Annotated in this window: 16 protein-coding genes; all 16 read right to left on the reverse strand. The window is 73.8% G+C overall.

Translation table 11 applies throughout. The features are described from left to right. Positions 1-6 precede the first annotated feature (6 nt). A complete protein-coding gene (locus J2S41_RS17820) occupies positions 7-1,023 on the reverse strand; it encodes a class I SAM-dependent methyltransferase (protein ID WP_310369005.1) in 1,017 nt (338 codons plus the stop codon). Further along, positions 1,020-1,361 carry a TcmI family type II polyketide cyclase gene (locus J2S41_RS17825; protein ID WP_310369006.1) on the reverse strand — a complete coding sequence of 114 codons (342 nt, stop codon included), beginning with the start codon at positions 1,359-1,361 and terminating at the stop codon, positions 1,020-1,022. Before J2S41_RS17825 ends, J2S41_RS17820 begins: the two co-directional genes overlap by 4 nt. Before the next feature lie 16 nt (positions 1,362-1,377). Further along, positions 1,378-2,970, reverse strand: coding sequence for an FAD-dependent oxidoreductase (locus tag J2S41_RS17830; RefSeq protein WP_310369007.1), 1,593 nt, complete (start codon positions 2,968-2,970; stop codon positions 1,378-1,380). Beyond that, positions 2,963-3,295 carry an antibiotic biosynthesis monooxygenase family protein gene (locus J2S41_RS17835; protein ID WP_310369008.1) on the reverse strand — a complete coding sequence of 111 codons (333 nt, stop codon included), beginning with the start codon at positions 3,293-3,295 and terminating at the stop codon, positions 2,963-2,965. Before J2S41_RS17835 ends, J2S41_RS17830 begins: the two co-directional genes overlap by 8 nt. A gap of 70 nt (positions 3,296-3,365) precedes the next feature. Continuing rightward, the gene (locus tag J2S41_RS17840; protein ID WP_310369009.1) at positions 3,366-4,427 is read right to left on the reverse strand and encodes a methyltransferase; all 1,062 of its coding nucleotides are present in this window, start codon (positions 4,425-4,427) and stop codon (positions 3,366-3,368) included. Beyond that, entirely contained in the window at positions 4,424-5,668 is a 1,245-nt protein-coding gene (locus J2S41_RS17845; protein WP_310369010.1) for a ketosynthase chain-length factor, read from the reverse strand. The genes J2S41_RS17840 and J2S41_RS17845 overlap by 4 nt, the downstream gene beginning before the upstream one ends. Next, on the reverse strand, positions 5,665-6,948 hold the full coding sequence (locus J2S41_RS17850) for a beta-ketoacyl-[acyl-carrier-protein] synthase family protein (protein WP_310369011.1): 1,284 nt from the start codon (positions 6,946-6,948) through the stop codon (positions 5,665-5,667). Before J2S41_RS17850 ends, J2S41_RS17845 begins: the two co-directional genes overlap by 4 nt. A 57-nt stretch (positions 6,949-7,005) precedes the next feature. Further along, a complete protein-coding gene (locus J2S41_RS17855) occupies positions 7,006-7,773 on the reverse strand; it encodes an AfsR/SARP family transcriptional regulator (protein WP_310369012.1) in 768 nt (255 codons plus the stop codon). A gap of 152 nt (positions 7,774-7,925) precedes the next feature. After that, positions 7,926-8,597, reverse strand: coding sequence for a response regulator transcription factor (locus tag J2S41_RS17860; RefSeq protein ID WP_310369013.1), 672 nt, complete (start codon positions 8,595-8,597; stop codon positions 7,926-7,928). A gap of 74 nt (positions 8,598-8,671) precedes the next feature. After that, entirely contained in the window at positions 8,672-9,799 is a 1,128-nt protein-coding gene (locus tag J2S41_RS17865; RefSeq protein ID WP_310369014.1) for a ScyD/ScyE family protein, read from the reverse strand. Positions 9,800-9,868: 69 nt separating this feature from the next. Next, positions 9,869-11,920, reverse strand: a complete 2,052-nt coding sequence (locus tag J2S41_RS17870) for a multicopper oxidase family protein (RefSeq protein WP_310369015.1) — start codon at positions 11,918-11,920, stop codon at positions 9,869-9,871. Between the two features lie 124 nt (positions 11,921-12,044). Next, a complete protein-coding gene (locus J2S41_RS17875) occupies positions 12,045-12,707 on the reverse strand; it encodes a response regulator (protein ID WP_310369016.1) in 663 nt (220 codons plus the stop codon). Continuing rightward, on the reverse strand, positions 12,704-13,864 hold the full coding sequence (locus J2S41_RS17880; RefSeq protein WP_310369017.1) for a sensor histidine kinase: 1,161 nt from the start codon (positions 13,862-13,864) through the stop codon (positions 12,704-12,706). The genes J2S41_RS17875 and J2S41_RS17880 overlap by 4 nt, the downstream gene beginning before the upstream one ends. A 25-nt stretch (positions 13,865-13,889) precedes the next feature. Further along, on the reverse strand, positions 13,890-14,555 hold the full coding sequence (locus J2S41_RS17885; protein WP_310369018.1) for a response regulator transcription factor: 666 nt from the start codon (positions 14,553-14,555) through the stop codon (positions 13,890-13,892). Beyond that, positions 14,552-15,631, reverse strand: a complete 1,080-nt coding sequence (locus J2S41_RS17890; RefSeq protein ID WP_310369019.1) for a sensor histidine kinase — start codon at positions 15,629-15,631, stop codon at positions 14,552-14,554. The genes J2S41_RS17885 and J2S41_RS17890 overlap by 4 nt, the downstream gene beginning before the upstream one ends. A gap of 344 nt (positions 15,632-15,975) precedes the next feature. Next, the gene (locus tag J2S41_RS17895; RefSeq protein ID WP_310369020.1) at positions 15,976-16,539 is read right to left on the reverse strand and encodes a DinB family protein; all 564 of its coding nucleotides are present in this window, start codon (positions 16,537-16,539) and stop codon (positions 15,976-15,978) included.

Consider the following 16,539-nt stretch of genomic DNA (forward strand, 5'->3'; position numbering starts at 1 on the left):
TGCCCGTCAGTCCTTCCGGTCGGCGACGAGGATGCGGAACGGCAGGTCGGTCGGGTGCACGGTGGCCGGCCCGAACCCGCCGGCCGCGAGCGCCCGGTCGTAGGCCGCGACCGAGTGCGACTCCCCCTCGTGCGTCCACACCAGCATCAGCACGGAGAACAGGTACGGCGCCGGGTCCAGCGCGGGCGGCTCGTCGCCGGTGGTGAACCCGACGATCACCAGCCGGCCGCCCGGCCGGACCACGGTGCCGAGCCGGGTGACCAGCTCGGTGACCCGCTGCTCGGAGAAGTGGTGCGTGACGTTGGTGAGCAGGACCAGGTCGTACGGCCCGCCCAGCGGCTCGGTGAACATGTCGCCCGGGATGAACGACGCGCGGTCGGCCACGCCCATCGCGGCCGCGTGCTGCGCCGTCACCGCGAGCACGTTCTCCCAGTCCAGCGACCACACGCGCGCGTGCGGGTTGTGCGCGGCCATGGTGTAGCCGTACATGCCGTGGCCGCAGGCGACGTCGAGCACGTCCAGCGTCTCGCGCTCCTTCGCCCACGGCGCGAGCACCTCCGCCATCACCTCGGCGGTCGGCCGGGCGACCTTCGTGGCGTACTCCGCGAAGTCCTCCCAGTAGCGGTAGCCGGGCGTCTCCGCGTGCGTGTCCAGCACGGTGCCGCCGGCCCGGACCGCGCCGTCGAGGTCGCGCAGCGCGTCCCACTCCCAGTCGCTGGACATCACCTTGACCATGCCGCCGAGATAGTCCGGCCGCGTGCTGACCAGGTGCTCGGCCGCGGCCGGGGCCAGCGCGAACCGGCCGTCGACCGGCTCCACCAGCCCGATCGCGGCCAGCGCGTCCAGCAGGATGCGGGCGCCGCGCGGATGCAGCTCGCGCCGGGCCGCGAGGTCGTCCGCGCCGAGCGGCCCGTCGGCCAGCGCGTCGAACACCCCCAGCCCTACGCCGGTACGCAGCAGGCTGGTCTTCTTGTATGCCTGCATCATGTCGGAGATGTCGCGTCGGGTCAGCGTGCTCGTCACAACCGGCTCCCTTCGTCGGCGGACCAGGTGTAGAACGGCTGGGCCATGGAGTCGCGCAGCTCGGTCCAGCCGTCCGGGGCGTACCGGCGCAGGTAGGCCGCGAGTCGCGCGTTGACCTGCTGGAAGTCGGGGCGGGAGCGTGCGGCGTAGAGCTTGTCCAGCACGTCGTGGTCCGCTTCGAGCAGGTGCAGGTAGAGGTCGTGGTGCCGGAACAGCGTCCGGCGGCTGATCCCCACGACCTGGGGCATGTCGCCCTCGTCGTGCTCGCGGAACAGCTCGGCGACGGTGTCCGCGTGCGCCGGGTCCATCCGCATCACCATGAGCGCGCGGTATGCCATTCGAGGTGTCCCTTCGTCAGCGGGCGAGGAGGCGGCGCAGCGGCACGTCGTGCTCCGCGCCCGGTCCGGTGGCGCGCCAGGCGACGATGCCGTCCGGCCGGACCAGCAGCGCGCCGCCGTGGTCCAGCCCCGCGGCGGCCTGCCACCCCGCGTCCGGGTCGATCAGATCCACCCCCAGGCGGTACGCACGCAGCGGCACGCCCAGCTCGGCGGCGACCCGCGCGGCCGAGTCCGCCCACGCGCCCCCGCCCGGCGCCGCGACCAGCGTGAGGTCGTCGGTGAACAGGTCGATCGTGGAGACCCGCGCGCCGTCCCGGACCACCCAGCCGTGCGGCACCCGGCTGCCCGGCTCGCCGGTGAACGACAGCGCGCGCGGCAGCACCTCCGCGTCCGGCGGGGCGCCCTCGACCGCGGCCGAGTCGTACCGGTAGCCCATGGTCACCACCACGAAGTCGCGGTAGCGGTCCCGGTCCTCCTCGGCCAGCCGGCCCCGGCTGCGGAACAGCATCCACGCCTGGTCCGCCGTGGCCGCGCCGATCGGGTGCCGCTCGGCCTGATACGTGTCCAGCAGCGCCGGGCCGGCCTCGCCGCGCAGCACGGCCGCGAGCTTCCAGGCCAGGTTGTGCGCGTCCTGCACGCCCGCGTTGACGCCGAACCCACCGGCCGGCGGGTGCGCGTGGCAGGCGTCCCCGGCCAGGAACACCCGCCCGGCCCGGTATCCGTCCGCGACCATGTGGGTGGCGTCCCACGGCGTGTACGACTCCACGTCCACGTCCAGGTGCGGGTCACCGGCCGCGATCCGGGCGTACTCCACGCACCGCTCCCGGGTGAAATCGGCCGGCGACTGCCCGCGCTCCGGGTAGTAGTTGACGCCGAACATCCACCGGCCCGGCTCGATGTAGAGCAGCAGCCCCTGCGCGGCCGGGTTCATCAGGTAGATCAGCGTGAACCGGGGCGCGTCGTCCGGCAGCTCGATCTTCGCGCGGAAGATGATGCTGACGAAGTGACCGGCCGAACCGTGGCTGCGCTGCCCGATGCCGACCAGGTCGCGGACCGTGCTCTTCACCCCGTCCGCGCCGACCAGGTAGTCCGCCCGCACGGTCTCGCCCTGGTCCAGCGTCGCGGTGACGCCGTCCGCGTCCTGGCTGAGCCCGGTCAGCGCGGTGCCGAACCGGACCTCCGCGCCGGCGGCCACGGCCGCGTCGTGGATCAGCGGCTCGTAGTGGTCCTGCCCGCACCAGATCGGCCAGCTCGGGCTGAAGTCCGCGTACGGCACGTCGTGCGACTCCAGCACGAACGACTCCCGCAGCTCGGCCAGCGACCGCGCGCCCAGCATCACCAGGGGCGTGGCCCGCCCGGCCCGGACCAGCTCGGTCTCCTGATCCGGCCCGACGATCTTCAGCCCGGCGTCGCGGATCGGGTCCTCCAGCCCGGCCGTGCGGAACAGCTCCATGGTGCGCGCGTGCAGGCCGGTGGCGCGCGGGATCGAGGAGAGCGCGGCGCGGCGCTCCACGACCAGCGGCCGGATGCCGCGGCGGGCCAGGAACAGCGCGGTGGACAGTCCGACCGGCCCGGCGCCGGTGATCAGCACCTGTGTCCGTTCAGTCACGGGGGTTCGCCTCCTCGACGTACACGACGCGGTACGTGCCGCGCTCCGGCCGGGCGATCGCGCGGACCTCCGCGAAGTGCGGGTGCACCTCCGGGTCCGCGAGCATCGCCTCGATGTGCTCCTCGCTCTCCCACTGGGCGTAGTTGACGACCCGGGTGCCGTCGACGCTGGCGTGGATGTTCGCCGAGACGAAGCCCGGCACGTGCCGCATCACCGACTCCGTCGTCTCCACCAGCAGCGCGACCAGCTTCTTCTGGTCCTCCGGCTCCACGTGGAAGACATTGATCATCGTCGCCACACCATTTTTCACACCGATCTCGCTCATGCCGGACGCTCCTCTCCACTGCGGTTCCGGCGTGGTCGGCGCTGAGCCGATGATTCGCTCGCAAGCTCGCTCATGCCGCCACCCGCGCTTCCAGCAGCGCCCAGCCGCGCTCGGCCGGCGTGTTGACGAGCGTGAAGCCGGCCGCGGCGAACAGGTCGGTCCACTCGCGCAGCGTGCGCTCCTTGCCGCCGAACAGCACCAGCATGTCGATGTCGATGATCTTGGAGTGGTCCCACTGGTTCAGCGGCGGCACCACCTGGTCGATCGCGATCAGCGTGGCGCCGGAGTCGCCGATCGTCTCGCGCAGCCGCCGCAGCAGCGCCAGGCACCGCTCGTCCGGCCAGTTGTGGATGATCGACTTCAGGATGTACGCGTCGCAGCCGCGCGGCAGCTCGTCCGCGAAGAAGTCGCCGCCGGTCACGGTCACCCGGTCCGCGACGCCCGCCTCCTTCAGCACCGGCTCCGCGTCCGCCACCACCTCCGGCAGGTCGAACAGGTGCCCCTCGCCGGCCGGATGCCGCTGCAGCATCCGGGACAGGAAGTAGCCGTTGCCGCCGCCGACGTCGGCGATCCGGCGGAACCGCTCCGGCGCCAGCTCACCGGCGAACCGGTCGGCCAGCCGCCGGCTCCAGTGCGCCATGAACCCCTCGAAGAACCGGTTGTGCTCCGGGTGACCGGCCAGGTAGTCGTAGAACGGCATGCCGTACACCCGGTCGAACGCGGGCTCGCCGGTGCGCACGCTGTGCAGGATCTCCGCGTACGGCAGCCGGGTCAGGTCCGTGTTGCTGAACTGCACCATCGGCCGCAGCCCGCCGATGCGGTCCGAGCGCAGCCCCTCGCCCAGCGGCGTCAGCGCGAACACGTCGCCGTCCCGCTCCTCGAAGATGCCCACGGACGCGGCGCCGCGCAGCACCCGGCGCAGCGCGTCGGTGTGCGTCCCCGTCTCCGCGGCCAATTCCGGCACCGTGCGCGGCCGCTCGGCCAGCAGGTCCGCGACGGCCAGCTCGCTGACCGCGTAGATCACGTGGGAGATCTGCTTCGCGCTGCCGAGGACGGCGATCTGCCGCTCCCGGTCGTCCAGCCGCTGTCGCTCGTCGAAGTTCGCGGCGGCTGCCAGGCTCGCGTCGGTCATCGGACGGTCGTCCTTTCGGTAGAGGCGGTGCCGCGCAGCACCAGGGCCGAGTTGAAACCGCCGGCGCCGCGTGCCAGCACCAGCGCGGTACGCACCGCGGCCGGGCGGGCCGCGTCGCGTACCAGGTCGAGCAGGTCGCCGTGGGCCGGCGCGCGGACGTTGACGGTCGGCGGGATCACGCCGTCCCGCATGGCCAGCAGCGCGGTGGCCACGTCCAGCGCGGCACCGCCCGCGTACAGCCGGCCGGTCATGGTCTTCGGCGCGGTGACCGGGACCCCGCCGGGCCCGAACACCGCCGCGATCGCGTCCGCCTCGACCCGGTCCGGCTCCGGCTCGCCGGCCGCGTCCGCGAACACGACGTCCACATCGGACGGAGCCATGGCGGCGTCGTTCAGCGCGAGCCGGATCGCGCGCTCCAGACCGGGCGCGCGGCCGGAACCGGGCCGCGGGTCGAACGTCGCGGCGTACCCGCTGATTTCCCCGTAGGCACGGGCACCGCGCGCTCGCGCCGCGTCCGCGTCCTCCACGATCAGGATCGCGCCGCCCTCGCCGGCCACGTACCCGTGCGCCCGCGCGTCGAACGGCAGGAACGCGGCGTCCGGCGCGGTGCTGGTGCTGAGCCGGCCGGACGCCAGCTGCGCCACCCAGCCCCACGGGCACAGCGCCGAGTCCACGCCACCGGTGACCATCAGCCCGATGCCGTGCCGCACCTGCCGCCGCGCCTGAGCCAGCGCGTCCAGGCCGCCCGCCTGGTCCGCGACCAGCACGCCGGTGGGGCCGCGCATGCCGTTGCGGATCGAGATCTGGCCGGTGTTGACCGCGTAGAACCAGGCGAACGACTGGTACGCGCTGACGTGCTCCGGCCCCTTGCTCCACAGCTTCTCCAGCTCGCGGTGCCCGAACTCGAAGCCGCCGGCCGAACCCGCGGTCACCACGCCCATGCCGAACTCCGGCAGCGCCGCGGTGTCCACCCGCGCGTCCGCCAGCGCCCAGTCCGCCGCGGTCAGCGCCAGCCGGGTCATGTGGTCGGTCTGCGGGATCAGCCGGCTCGGCAGGTGCGCGCGCACGTCGAAGCCGGGCACCTCGCCGGCGAGCGTGGCCGGGTAGCGCGCCGGGTCGAACCGGGTGATCCGCCCGATCCCGCCGCGGCCGTCCCGGGTCGCCGCCCAGTACGCCTCCGTGCCCAGCCCGTTCGGCGCGGTCACGCCGAGCCCGGTGACCACCGCCCGCGCCGCGCTCACGCCGCACCGCCGGTCCGGGACAGCAGCATCGCGCTCTGGAAGCCGCCGAAGCCGCTGCCGACGCTGAGCACCGTGCCGACCCGCCGCTCGCGCGCGACCAGCGGCACGTAGTCCAGGTCGCACTCGGGGTCGCGCTCGTGCAGGTTCGCGGTCGGCGGCACCACGCCGTGCCGGATCGCCAGCACCGACGCCGCGATCTCGATCGAGCCGATCGCGCCGAGCGAGTGCCCGACCATCGACTTGATCGAGCTGACCGGCGTCCGGTACGCGTGGTCGCCCAGGCTGCGCTTGAACGCGGCCGTCTCGTGCCGGTCGTTCTGCTTGGTGCCGGAGCCGTGCGCGTTGATGTAGTCGATCGTCTCCGGCGCCAGCCGCGCGTCGTCCAGCGCGGACCGGATCGCCTCGGCCATCTCCCGCCCGTCCGGCCGCAGCCCGGTCATGTGGAACGCGTTGGACCGGGACGCGAAGCCGGACACCTCCGCGTAGACCTGCGCGCCGCGGCGGCGGGCGTGCTCGAACTCCTCCAGCACGAAGATCGCCGAGCCCTCGCCCAGCACGAACCCGTCCCGGCTGCTGTCGAACGGCCGGGACGCGTGCGCCGGGTCGTCGTTGCGCGGCGTGGTCGCCTTGATCGCGTCGAAGCAGGCCACCGTGATCGGCGAGATCGGCGCGTCCGTCGCGCCGGCCACCATCACGTCGGCCGCGCCCTCCCGGATCAGCTCCCGGGCGTGGCCGACCGCGTCCAGCCCGGACGTGCAGCCGGTGGAGACCACGGTGGCCGGACCCTCCGCGCCGGTGAACCAGGCCACCTCGCGGGCGAACGAGCTCGGCACCAGGTAGTCGTAGAGGTGCGGCACCGCGTACCCGTGGTCGGTCAGCCACTGCCGGCCGCCGTCGCTGACCACCACGTACTCCCGCTCCAGGCTCATCGTGGCGCCGACCGCGGTGCCGACCACCACGCCGGTGCGGTGCGGGTCCACGGCGGACAGGTCGAGCCCGCTGTCCGCCACCGCCTCCCGCGCGCAGACCACCGCGAGCTGCGCCGCCCGGTCCATCCGGCGGATCTCCTGCGGGCTGAGCCCCTCCGCGACCGGGTCGAAGTCGCACTCCGCCGCCACCCGGGAGCGGAACGGCGACGGGTCGAAGAACGAGATGGTCCGCGTCGCGGTGCGACCGGAGGTGATCAGCTCCCAGAACGCCTTGACCCCGTTGCCGCCCGGCGCCATCACGCCGATCCCGGTGATCACCACCCGGCGGGTGTCATCGTGCCTGCTGTGCATGGTGGGATGTGCCCCCGTTCCTCGATCGGGCGTCTTCGCCGACGCTATGGGCCGTCCCTAGACGGCGGATCGCATTCCGCTCGAGCCCGCGCCGAGCACGTCCCGGTGCAGCCGCTGCACCTCCGGCGACGGGTCGATGCCGAGCTCGTCGCGGAGCACGGTGCGCAGCCGGTGGTACGACTGGAGCGCCTCGCCGCGCCGCCCGGCCCGGCCGAGCACCGCGATCAGCTGCTGGTGGAACCACTCGTTGAGCGGGTGCATCGCCACCAGGTAGCGCAGCTCGCCGATCAGCTCCCGGCCGCGGCCCAGCGCCACGTCCGCCTGGATGCGCAGCTCGATCGCGCGGATCCGCTGCTCCTCCAGGTGGGTGGCGTGCGCGCTGAGCGCCCGGCCGAGCGTGACGTCGCCGAGCGGCCCGCCGCGCCACACGTCCAGCGCGGCGCGCAGCGCGGTCGCCGCCTCGGCGGGCCGGTCGTCGTGCAGCGCGTCGCGGCCGGAGTCCAGCAGCCGGGCGAACGCGTCCAGGTCCAGCCGGCCCGGCGCGAGCACCAGCCGGTAGCCGCCGCCGATGCTCTCGATCGGCACGTCCAGCCGCTCCCGCGAGAACTGCTTGCGCAGGTGGTAGACGTAGGTCTGGACGGTGGTGACCGCGCTGCGGGTCGGCTCGTCGCCCCAGATCTCCCGGATCAGGGCGTCCACCGTGACCACCCGGTTGGCCCGGAGCAGCAGGAGCGCCAGCACGGTGCGCACCTTGGGTGGGGTCGGTGTGAGGATTCGCCCGTCGTGCGTCAGCTCGATCGGGCCCAGGACTCGGAAGTGCGCCATGTCGTGCATCCCCCGTGGTGACGTACGAATTCCGTTCCCACGAAGCTATGGACCGCGGCCCGGACGGCACAGGCACTTCAGGTCAGGATCGGGTATCACCAATGGGGATCGCCCGGTATCGAAAGGCGCATTGCCTTCCGGCCGGCGGCGTGTCAGCGTGGACGTCCGGTGTCGTCGTCCGGGCTGCTGATCAGCGACGCGGCGAGCGCCTTGTTGACCGCGTCGATGCGCGAGACCGCGCCCAGCTTCGCGAAGATGTTGCGCATGTCGCGCTTGACCGTGGCCTCGGAGTGGCCGAGCCAGCGGGCGATCTGCACGTTGGTCATCGCGCGCGCCGCGAGCTGCAGCGTCTCGCTCTCCCGCGCGGTCAGCCGGCCCGCGTGGCGCCCGCCCTGCACCTGCGCCAGGCTCTCCCGCGACACGGACAGCAGCACCGACCCGGACGGCTCGCTGGCGCTGCGCACGGCCGCGATCAGCTCCTGGCGGCCCGCGCTCTTCAGCAGGTAGCCGCGGATTCCGGCGGCCAGCAGGCGGCGCAGCAGGGCCGGCCCGTCGTACATGCTCAGAATGATCACGGCGGTACGCGGTGAGGTCTCCGCGATGCGGCGGACGGTCTCGGTCGCGTCCGCGCCCGGGATCTCCACGTCCAGCAGCACGATGTCCGGCTGGGCCGCGCTCACCCGCGCGATCGCGGTGTCGCTGTCGCCGGCCTCGTCCACCACGGCGATGTCGGGCTGCGCCTCCAGCACCCACCGCAGGCCGTCCCGGACCAGGGCGTGATCGTCGACGATGACCACCCGGATCGGGTCGGTACGGTCGCTCACGTCTCCCAGCCCCCGTCTCGTGTCCCTTGCGCCGGGGTGGCCGTCACGCGCGTGACGGCCACCCCGGCCTCCGCTCAGCCCGAAGCGGGCACGCGGACCACCTCTCCGGCGGCGAGGCCGTCGTTCGACACGTAGAACGCGCCGTCCGGGCCCTGCGCGACCGACATCGGCGTGGTCAGCCCGGCGCTCGCCAACTCCGTCCGCGTACCGTCCCGCTCGACGCGCCAGAGCGCGCCGGTCAGGTCCGCGGAGTCGAGACCGTACCGGGCGATCTCCAGGACCACCAGGCGGCCGCGCCGGTCGAACGTCAGATCGATGATGTTGGTGAAGCCGGTCTGGTACACCGTGGGCGCCTGCCCCGGCACGATCCGCCACACCTTGGCGCCGCCCCGCGGGAACGGGTGCCCGGTCAACTGGCCGACGTAGAGCGCGCCGTCCGGGCCGCGGGTGACCGCCACCGGCACCGCGTCGGCCGGCACCGTGGCACCCGGCGGCAGGCCCCACTCCGGCGGCGCCGGCACCTGCTCCTCCGGGAACACCGCCACCAGTTCCACCCGGCCGGACCGGTCCACCGAGAACAGCGTGTTACCGGCCGCGTCCGCCACGTACGACGTGCGCGCGCCGGCGTACAGTCCGTACGGCTGGCTCTCCAGCGGGCCGCCGGCCGGGTTGTGCGCCAGCTCGTACGCGGTGACGTCGCCGGTCACCCGCCACGAGCCGCGCGGCCCGGCCTGCACCACCGTGCCCAGCGCGGCACCCGCGGGGCCGAGCTGCGCGCGGTTCTCCGGGTTCGTGCTGTACCCGATCGCCACGTTCAGCCGCCCGTACGGGTCGAACGCCACGTCGTGCGGCCCGTACGTGGACAGGCCCTCGCCGTCGCTGCGCAGCGACGGCAGCCCGGTGAGCACCCGCCGCTGCGTGCCACGGGTGATCGCGGTCACCGCGCCGGTGTCGCCCAGGCAGAGCTGCGACTCGTACGGCCCCGGGATGCACGGCCCGGCGCCGCCCGCACCCGCCTCGGCGACGTAGAGCGTGCCGTCCGGGCCGAAGGTCAGCCCGCGCGGGTTGACCAGCCCGTCCGCCACCACGCGCGGCCCGCCGCCGGTGCCCGTCGTCCCCGCCACGGCGCCCCCGGGTGCGAGCGCGGTGAGCGCCAGCACCGGAGCGACGAGAAGGCCGGCACGCTGTGTCCATGTCAGCATTCGTTCTCCTCTCTCGCTGTTCGGCGCCCAGTGTGGTCATCCGCGGTCGAGGCGGGCTCGAGCGACGGACTACTCCGGGTGGTTCACGGTGTCGTGCCCCACCTCGTACGGCGAGGTGACGCCGTCGTACATCACGTGCATCAACATGCCGTTGTTGGCGTGGTCGAGGTTGTGGCAGTGGTCCATCCACAGCCCCGGGTTGTCCGCGCGGAACCCGATCTCGTAGATCTCGCCGGGCCGGACGTCCAGGCTGTCCGTCCACCATGGACTTCCGGTGACCGGTGCGCCGTTGCGGGTGAGCACCAGCGCGTGGTGCCCGTGCAGGTGCATCGGATGGTTCTGGTGGCTGCGGTTGACGATCCGCACCTTGACCAGCTCGCCCTCGCGCACCATCAGCGTCGGCGCGTCCGGGAAGCTCAGCCCGTTGATGGTCGGCAGGAAGTGCATGCGGCCGTCGTAGAACCCGAACCGGTCGTCCAGGATCTGGGTGAAGCCGCGGTCGAACCGGCTGTCCGGCCCGAACGGCGCGGCGGTCGCGGTGCCGTACCCGTCCGGCGTGAACTCCGGCAGCGTCTCGTCCACCACCGGCGGCGCCTCGCCCGGGCCGGTGCCCGGGGTGAGCGTCAGCCCGGTGTTGGTGCTGCCCACCTCCGTCAGGTGCACGGGCGTGGCCGGCATGGTGAAGCTCAGGTCGTACCGCCCACCGGTGGAGACCGGCAGCCGCATCGCGGTCAGTTCGGTCGGGCCGCTGACGTCGACGCCGTCGATCGCCACCACCCGGTACGGCGCGCCGCTGAGCACGAACGCGCGCGCCTGGGAGTCGGAGACCGGGTTGTTGTCCGTGTTGATCAGGCGCAGCCGGACCGTGGTGCCGGGCGCGACCGTCTGCGTCTGCGGCGTGTCCGCCGCGCCGAACGCCGGGATGATCTCGTCGCCCGTGTGCCACTCGTGCGGCATCACGGTGATCTCCCGCTGCTCCGGGACGCCGCCGGCCGGCTCCACGATCAGCGGCCCGAACAGCCCGGCGCGCACGCCCACGATCGGGTTCTGGTGGGTGTGGTACCAGAACGTGCCGGCCTGCTCGGCCCGGAACCGGTACACGTAGGACTGACCGGGCTCGACCGAGTCCTGCGTCGCGCCGGCCACGCCGTCCTCCGCGTTCGGCACGTTGAGGCCGTGCCAGTGGATCGTCACGCCCTCGTCCGGCAGCTGGTTGACCAGCGTGACCTCGACCAGGTCGCCCTGGGTGAAGCGCAGCTCCGGCCCGGGGGCGCCGCCGTCGTAGGTCCACGCCCGGACGGTGCGGCCGGAGGTGAGGCGCAGTTCGTGCTCGCCGGCGGTGAGCGTGAGGCGCACGTCCGGCTCGCCGTCGCGCGGCCCGGTCAGGTCCGCGACGCTGACCGTCCGTTGATGGTGGTCGCCGCCGCTCGGCCCGCCGCCCCAGTCGACCCGGGTGTGGCTCGCCATGCTGAGCCGGTCCGGCACCCGGCTGGCCACGGACGCGCCGCCGGCCAGCACGGCCGCGCCGACGAGCACCAGCGCGGGGCTGATCAGGCGGATCCACCGCCCGGGCCGGGGTACGGGGGGACCGCCGGCCCGGGCCACCCGGTGGATCCGGGCCCGCCACCACCAGAGCACCGCGGCAGCGGCGATGACCGGCGTGGCGTGGGTGAGGATGTCGTCGAGGTAGGAGGGGACCGGCCGGGACACGTAGCCGACGTACACCCCGACCAGTGCCGAGACCGCGGTGGTGTAGACCGGCACCACGAGGCGCGGGTCGGTGGCGCCGGTGAGCGGGCCGCCGCGGGCCTGGCCCCACAGCCGCGGCAGCGACCAGGCCAGCACGCCGGCCAGCGGGATCAGCATGATCGGCATCTGCACGATCACCCGGTTCTCCGCGAAGTCCCAGGCCACGGTCCAGAGCAGGATGGTGGTGACCACCTTGGCCACGGTCGGCACCAGCGCGACCAGCACCAGGACCCGGGCGAGCCGGGCGGCGCGGCGGCGCGCGGCGTCGTCCGCGGCGCGGGTCACCCGGCCGGTGGCGAACGCCGCGACCGACCAGAGCACGAAAAGGACGCCCGACAGAATGCCGTCGAGATTCTCCGCAAATTCAAACATGATCCGCTTTCTGAGGTGCGCATTCGGACACCCTTCCGGGCACCTCAGACAACGGTATGGCGACGCGATGCCGGCGCCATCCGTTCGATTGCGTCGGCGGCTACGTAAATATGCGTAGCCGGCCTCATTCTCCAGGACTGATCAGACCGGTCTCGTACGCCAGCACCACCAGCTGGGTACGGTCCCGCACGCCCAGCTTGGTGATCGCGCGCTGCACGTGCGTGCGCGCGGTGGCCGGGCTCATCGACAGCCGCGCGCCGATCTCGTCGTTGGCCAGCCCGCGCGCGGCCAGCGCCATCACCTCGCGCTCGCGGCCGGTCAGCACCGCGAGCCGGCCCGGGTCCGCGGTGCGGGCGCCCCGCGCCCGCAGCGTGTCCACCAGCACCCGGGTGGCCCGCGGCGTCACCAGCATCTCGCCGGCCGCCACCACGCGTACCGCGCGGCGCAGGTCCTCCGGCTCGACGTCCTTCAGCAGGAACCCGTCCGCACCGGCGCGCAGCGCGTCGAGCAGGTAGTCGTCCAGGTCGAACGTGGTCAGCGCGATGATCCGTACCGCCGCCAGCGCGGGGTCCGCGGTGATCCGGCGGATCGCCTCGACGCCGTCCAGCACCGGCATGCGGATGTCCATCAGCACCACGTCCGGCCGGGTGCCGCGGACCACGGCCACGGCCCGCGCGCCGTCGCCGGCCTCGCCCACCACCCGGATGTCGTCGCTGTTGTCCAGCAGGCCGTGCAGGCCGGCGCGGACCAGCACCTGGTCGTCCGCGAGCACCACCCGGATCGTCACGCGGCCTCCTCGCCGCCGGCGACGGGCAGCCGCGCATGCACGCGGAAGCCACCGCCGGGGCGCGGGCCGGCGGACAGCGCGCCGCCGACCACGGCGGCCCGCTCCGCCATGCCGCGCAGGCCCACGCCGGGCCCGTCCGGCGGCGCGGCCCCGGCGCCCCGGCCGTCGTCGGTCACCTCCACGTCCAGCGTGCCCGGCGCGTACCGCAGGTCGATGCGCACCCGGTGCGCGCCCGCGTGCCGGACCGTGTTGGTCAGCGCCTCCTGGATGATCCGGTACGCGGTGAGCGCCACCGGCCCGGGAACCGGCGCCGGCTCCCCCGCGGTCACCACCGTGGCCTCGAGCCCGGCGGCGCGCGCGACCTCGGCCAGCGCCGCGATGCCGTCCAGGCCGGGCGGCGGCGCCAGCGACGCCGGCCCGCGCAGCAGCCCGACCGCGGTGCGCAGCTCCGTCATCGCCTGCCGCGCCGTGGACCGGATCGCGCGCAGCGCCACGCGCGCCTCGTCCGGCCGGCTGTCCAGCACGTCGTCCGCGAGCCCGGCCTGCACGGTGATCGCCGCGATCGTGTGACCGAGCACGTCGTGCACCTCGCGCGCGATGCGCAGCCGTTCCTCCGCGACCCGGCGCGCCGCCTCCTGCTCACGGGCGGCCTCCGCGCGCACCAGCCGCTCCTGCGCCTCGGCCAGCCGCACCCGGCGGCTGCGGATGGTCTCGCCGAGCAGCACCACCACCATCAGCAGCGAGCCGTCCGTCACGGTGGCGGCGAGCGCGGGCAGCCACGGCTGGCCCAGGATGTGGTGCCGCATCAGCAGCTCCAGCACCAGAAACCCGCCCGCGACCAGCGCGGCCCAGCGCAGCCGGGCGAACGCCGCGGCCGAGTAGAGCGCGGCGGCCAGTGGCAGCGCGGGCGGGATGCCCGGGTACTCCGCCACGTAATAGCCCATCAGCGCGACGCCGCCGGCCAGCAGCACGCCCAGCGGCCATCGCCGGCGGCCCAGCAGCAGGACGCCGAGAAGCACCGCGATCGCGGCCGATCCGGCGTCCGGCGGGCGGGCGCCGGGCTCGTCCGCGACGGCGATCGCTATCAGCACGGCCGCCGTCGTGAGCACGCCCAGGCCCGCGTCCTCGAGGAGCGGCGGTAGCCGGCGGGTGCTCATCCGGTCACAGTACGTCGGTGCGCGCTCAGGCTCCCTCACCCACCCGCCGCCGATGGTGCGCGGACAGCAGCGACGCCGCGACCGCCTTGTTCACCGCGTCCACCCGGGAGACCGCGCCCAGCTTGGTGAAGACGCTGCGCAGGTGCCGCTTGACGGTCGGTACGGCCAGGCCCAGCCGCGCCGCCACCTGTGCGTTGCTCTGCGCCTGGCCGACCAGTTGCAGCACCTCGCGCTCCCGGGGCGAGAGCACCGGCCGGCGGCCGGCCGGATCCTGCGCCTCCAGCAGGCTGTCCCGGGAGACGGCCAGCACCACCGGCGCGTGGCGCTGGCCGGCGTTGCGCACCGCGGCGACCAGCTCGCCCTGGCTCGCGCTCTTGAGCAGGTAACCCGCGATGCCGAGCGTGATCAGCTCGCGCAGCAGCGCCGGGCCGTCGTACATGGTGAGGATGACGACCGCGGTGTCCGGCGAGACCGCGCGGATGCGCCGCACCGTCACGGTCACGTCGTCGCCCGGGATCCGCACGTCGAGCAGCACCACGTCCGGCCGGTTCGCGCGGACCGCGCGGACCGCGCCGGCGCTGTCCCCGGCCTCGTCCAGCACGTCCAGGTCGGGCTGGGCGCCGAGGATCTCCCGCAGCCCCTCCCGGACCAGCACGTGGTCGTCGACCAGGACGATCGAGGTGCGGCTCATCGCGCGGCCCGGTCGCCGGTCCGGGCGGGCAGCGGCACGGCCAGGTCGACGCGGGTGCCGTACCCGGACCGGCTGGTGATCCGCAGCCGGCCGCCGAGCGCCTCGGCGCGGTCGGTCATCGACCACAGGCCGGTGCCGGTGCGCGCGGCGTCCACGTCGAACCCGGTGCCGTCGTCGCGCACCATCGCCCACAGCCGGCGCGGCATGATGTCGACGCGCACGGTCAGCTCGGACGCGGCGGCGTGCGCGAACGCGTTGTGCATCGCCTCCCGGAGCATCAGGAACACCTGGTCGCGGAGCGCGGCCGGGGCCCACGCCTCGTCGCCGTGCACCGCGACGCGCACCTCCACCGCGTCACCGCCGCCGAACGTGGCGGCGGCGGCCCGCAGCGCCGGCTCCAGGCTCTCCGGCGGCTCGATCAGGGCCAGCTCACCGGCCATCGTGCGGACGAACATCAGCGCGTCGCGCATCGCCTCCCGCGCGCGCCGGACCCGCACGTCCGGCGTGGCGCCGGCCCGCTCCTGCGCGCCCTCGAACGCCTCCAGGCTGCGGTACGCCGCGCTCAGCCCGTGCCCGAGCCGGTCGTGCAGCTCGCGGCCGGCCACCCGGCGCTCGGCGCGGTGGGTATCGCGGACGTCGGCCAGCAGCTCGTCCAGCCGGGCGCGCCCGCTGGTCACCAGCCGCCCGGTGATCGCACGGTGCAGCGCGCCGGCCGCCGCCGCGGTGACCGCGGGCGCGTCCGGGCGGCCGTCCACCGCGGTCACCACGGCCGCGAGCACGCTCTCGAACAGCGCACCCACGGCGCGGGCGGCCTGGTCGGGGTCGAGCGCGTCCAGCGTGAACTCCGGCACCTTCTCCGGGCCGCTGGGCGCGCTCGGCTCGCGCAGCAGCCGGACCGCCGTGGTGATCGTCTGCTCGGCCGCGCCGGCCAGCCGCGCCGTGGCCGGGGCCACGTCGGTCAGCTCGGGCAGCGCGGTCAGCCGCCGCCGGAACGCCGCCACCGCGGCGGCGCGGTCCCGCTCCAGCACGTGGGCGGCCGCCTCCCGGGCCACGTCGCCACACCCCTCATGATCCATTAATCACTCCTCGCCGACCCAAGGAATGCGCACATCGCAGCACCGGCACGTCTCCCCCTGTTTAGACGTACGAATGTTTCTGCCCCGTTAATGGATTCACGCACGAAATACCAGTCGACCGAATGCATCCCCCCACCGGGCGGTTCGCCGTCGAAGTCTACGGTCCATTTTTCACATTCGTAAGTCGGCTAGCGGTCTCGGAGCCATTTTGGCTGGTCGATGGGGCCGACTTTTCACACGACCGTGCGCGCCACGTGTTTGATAGGCGCCGAATGGGCGATTTCGCGGGGATAATCCCCCGCCTATCGAAGTGCATCGAATAATTGCGTTACATCAAGGAAGGCTTACTGACCGGTGCGGCCGTCGACGCACTCGCGCAGCAGGTCCGCGTGACCGCAGTGCCGGGCGTACTCCTCGATCATGTGGATCAGCACGTCGCGGACCGCGGTCCGCTCACCCCGCGGGGTCAGGGCCTCGGCGCCGAGGTCCGCCTCGGTGATCCCGTCCAGCCAGGCGTCCGCGTCCGCCACCTGTGCCCGCCACGACGCGAACGCGTCCGCCACCACGCCCGGATCGGCGGTCGCCCCGTTGAAGTCCAGGTCGCCGTCGTCCGCGCTCCAGTAGATCCGCGGCTCGTCCCGGTTGCCGCGGAGCACCCGGTGGAACCAGTGGTGCTCCACCCGGGCCAGATGCCGGACCAGGCCGATCAGGCTCATCGTGGACGGCGGCACGGCGCGCGCGGCCAGTTGCGCGGGCGTGAGGTCGCGGCACTTCAGCTCCAGCGTGAGCCGGTAGTTCGTCAGGTACTCCCGGATGGTCGCCAACTCGCCGACCGGGTTGCCCTGCGTGCGCGGGTCCTCCTCCGGTCGCAGCCACATCCCGTCAAAGCCGACCACATGCTCCGCCAT

Source organism: Catenuloplanes atrovinosus (genome assembly GCF_031458235.1).
GTDB lineage: Bacteria > Actinomycetota > Actinomycetes > Mycobacteriales > Micromonosporaceae > Catenuloplanes > Catenuloplanes atrovinosus.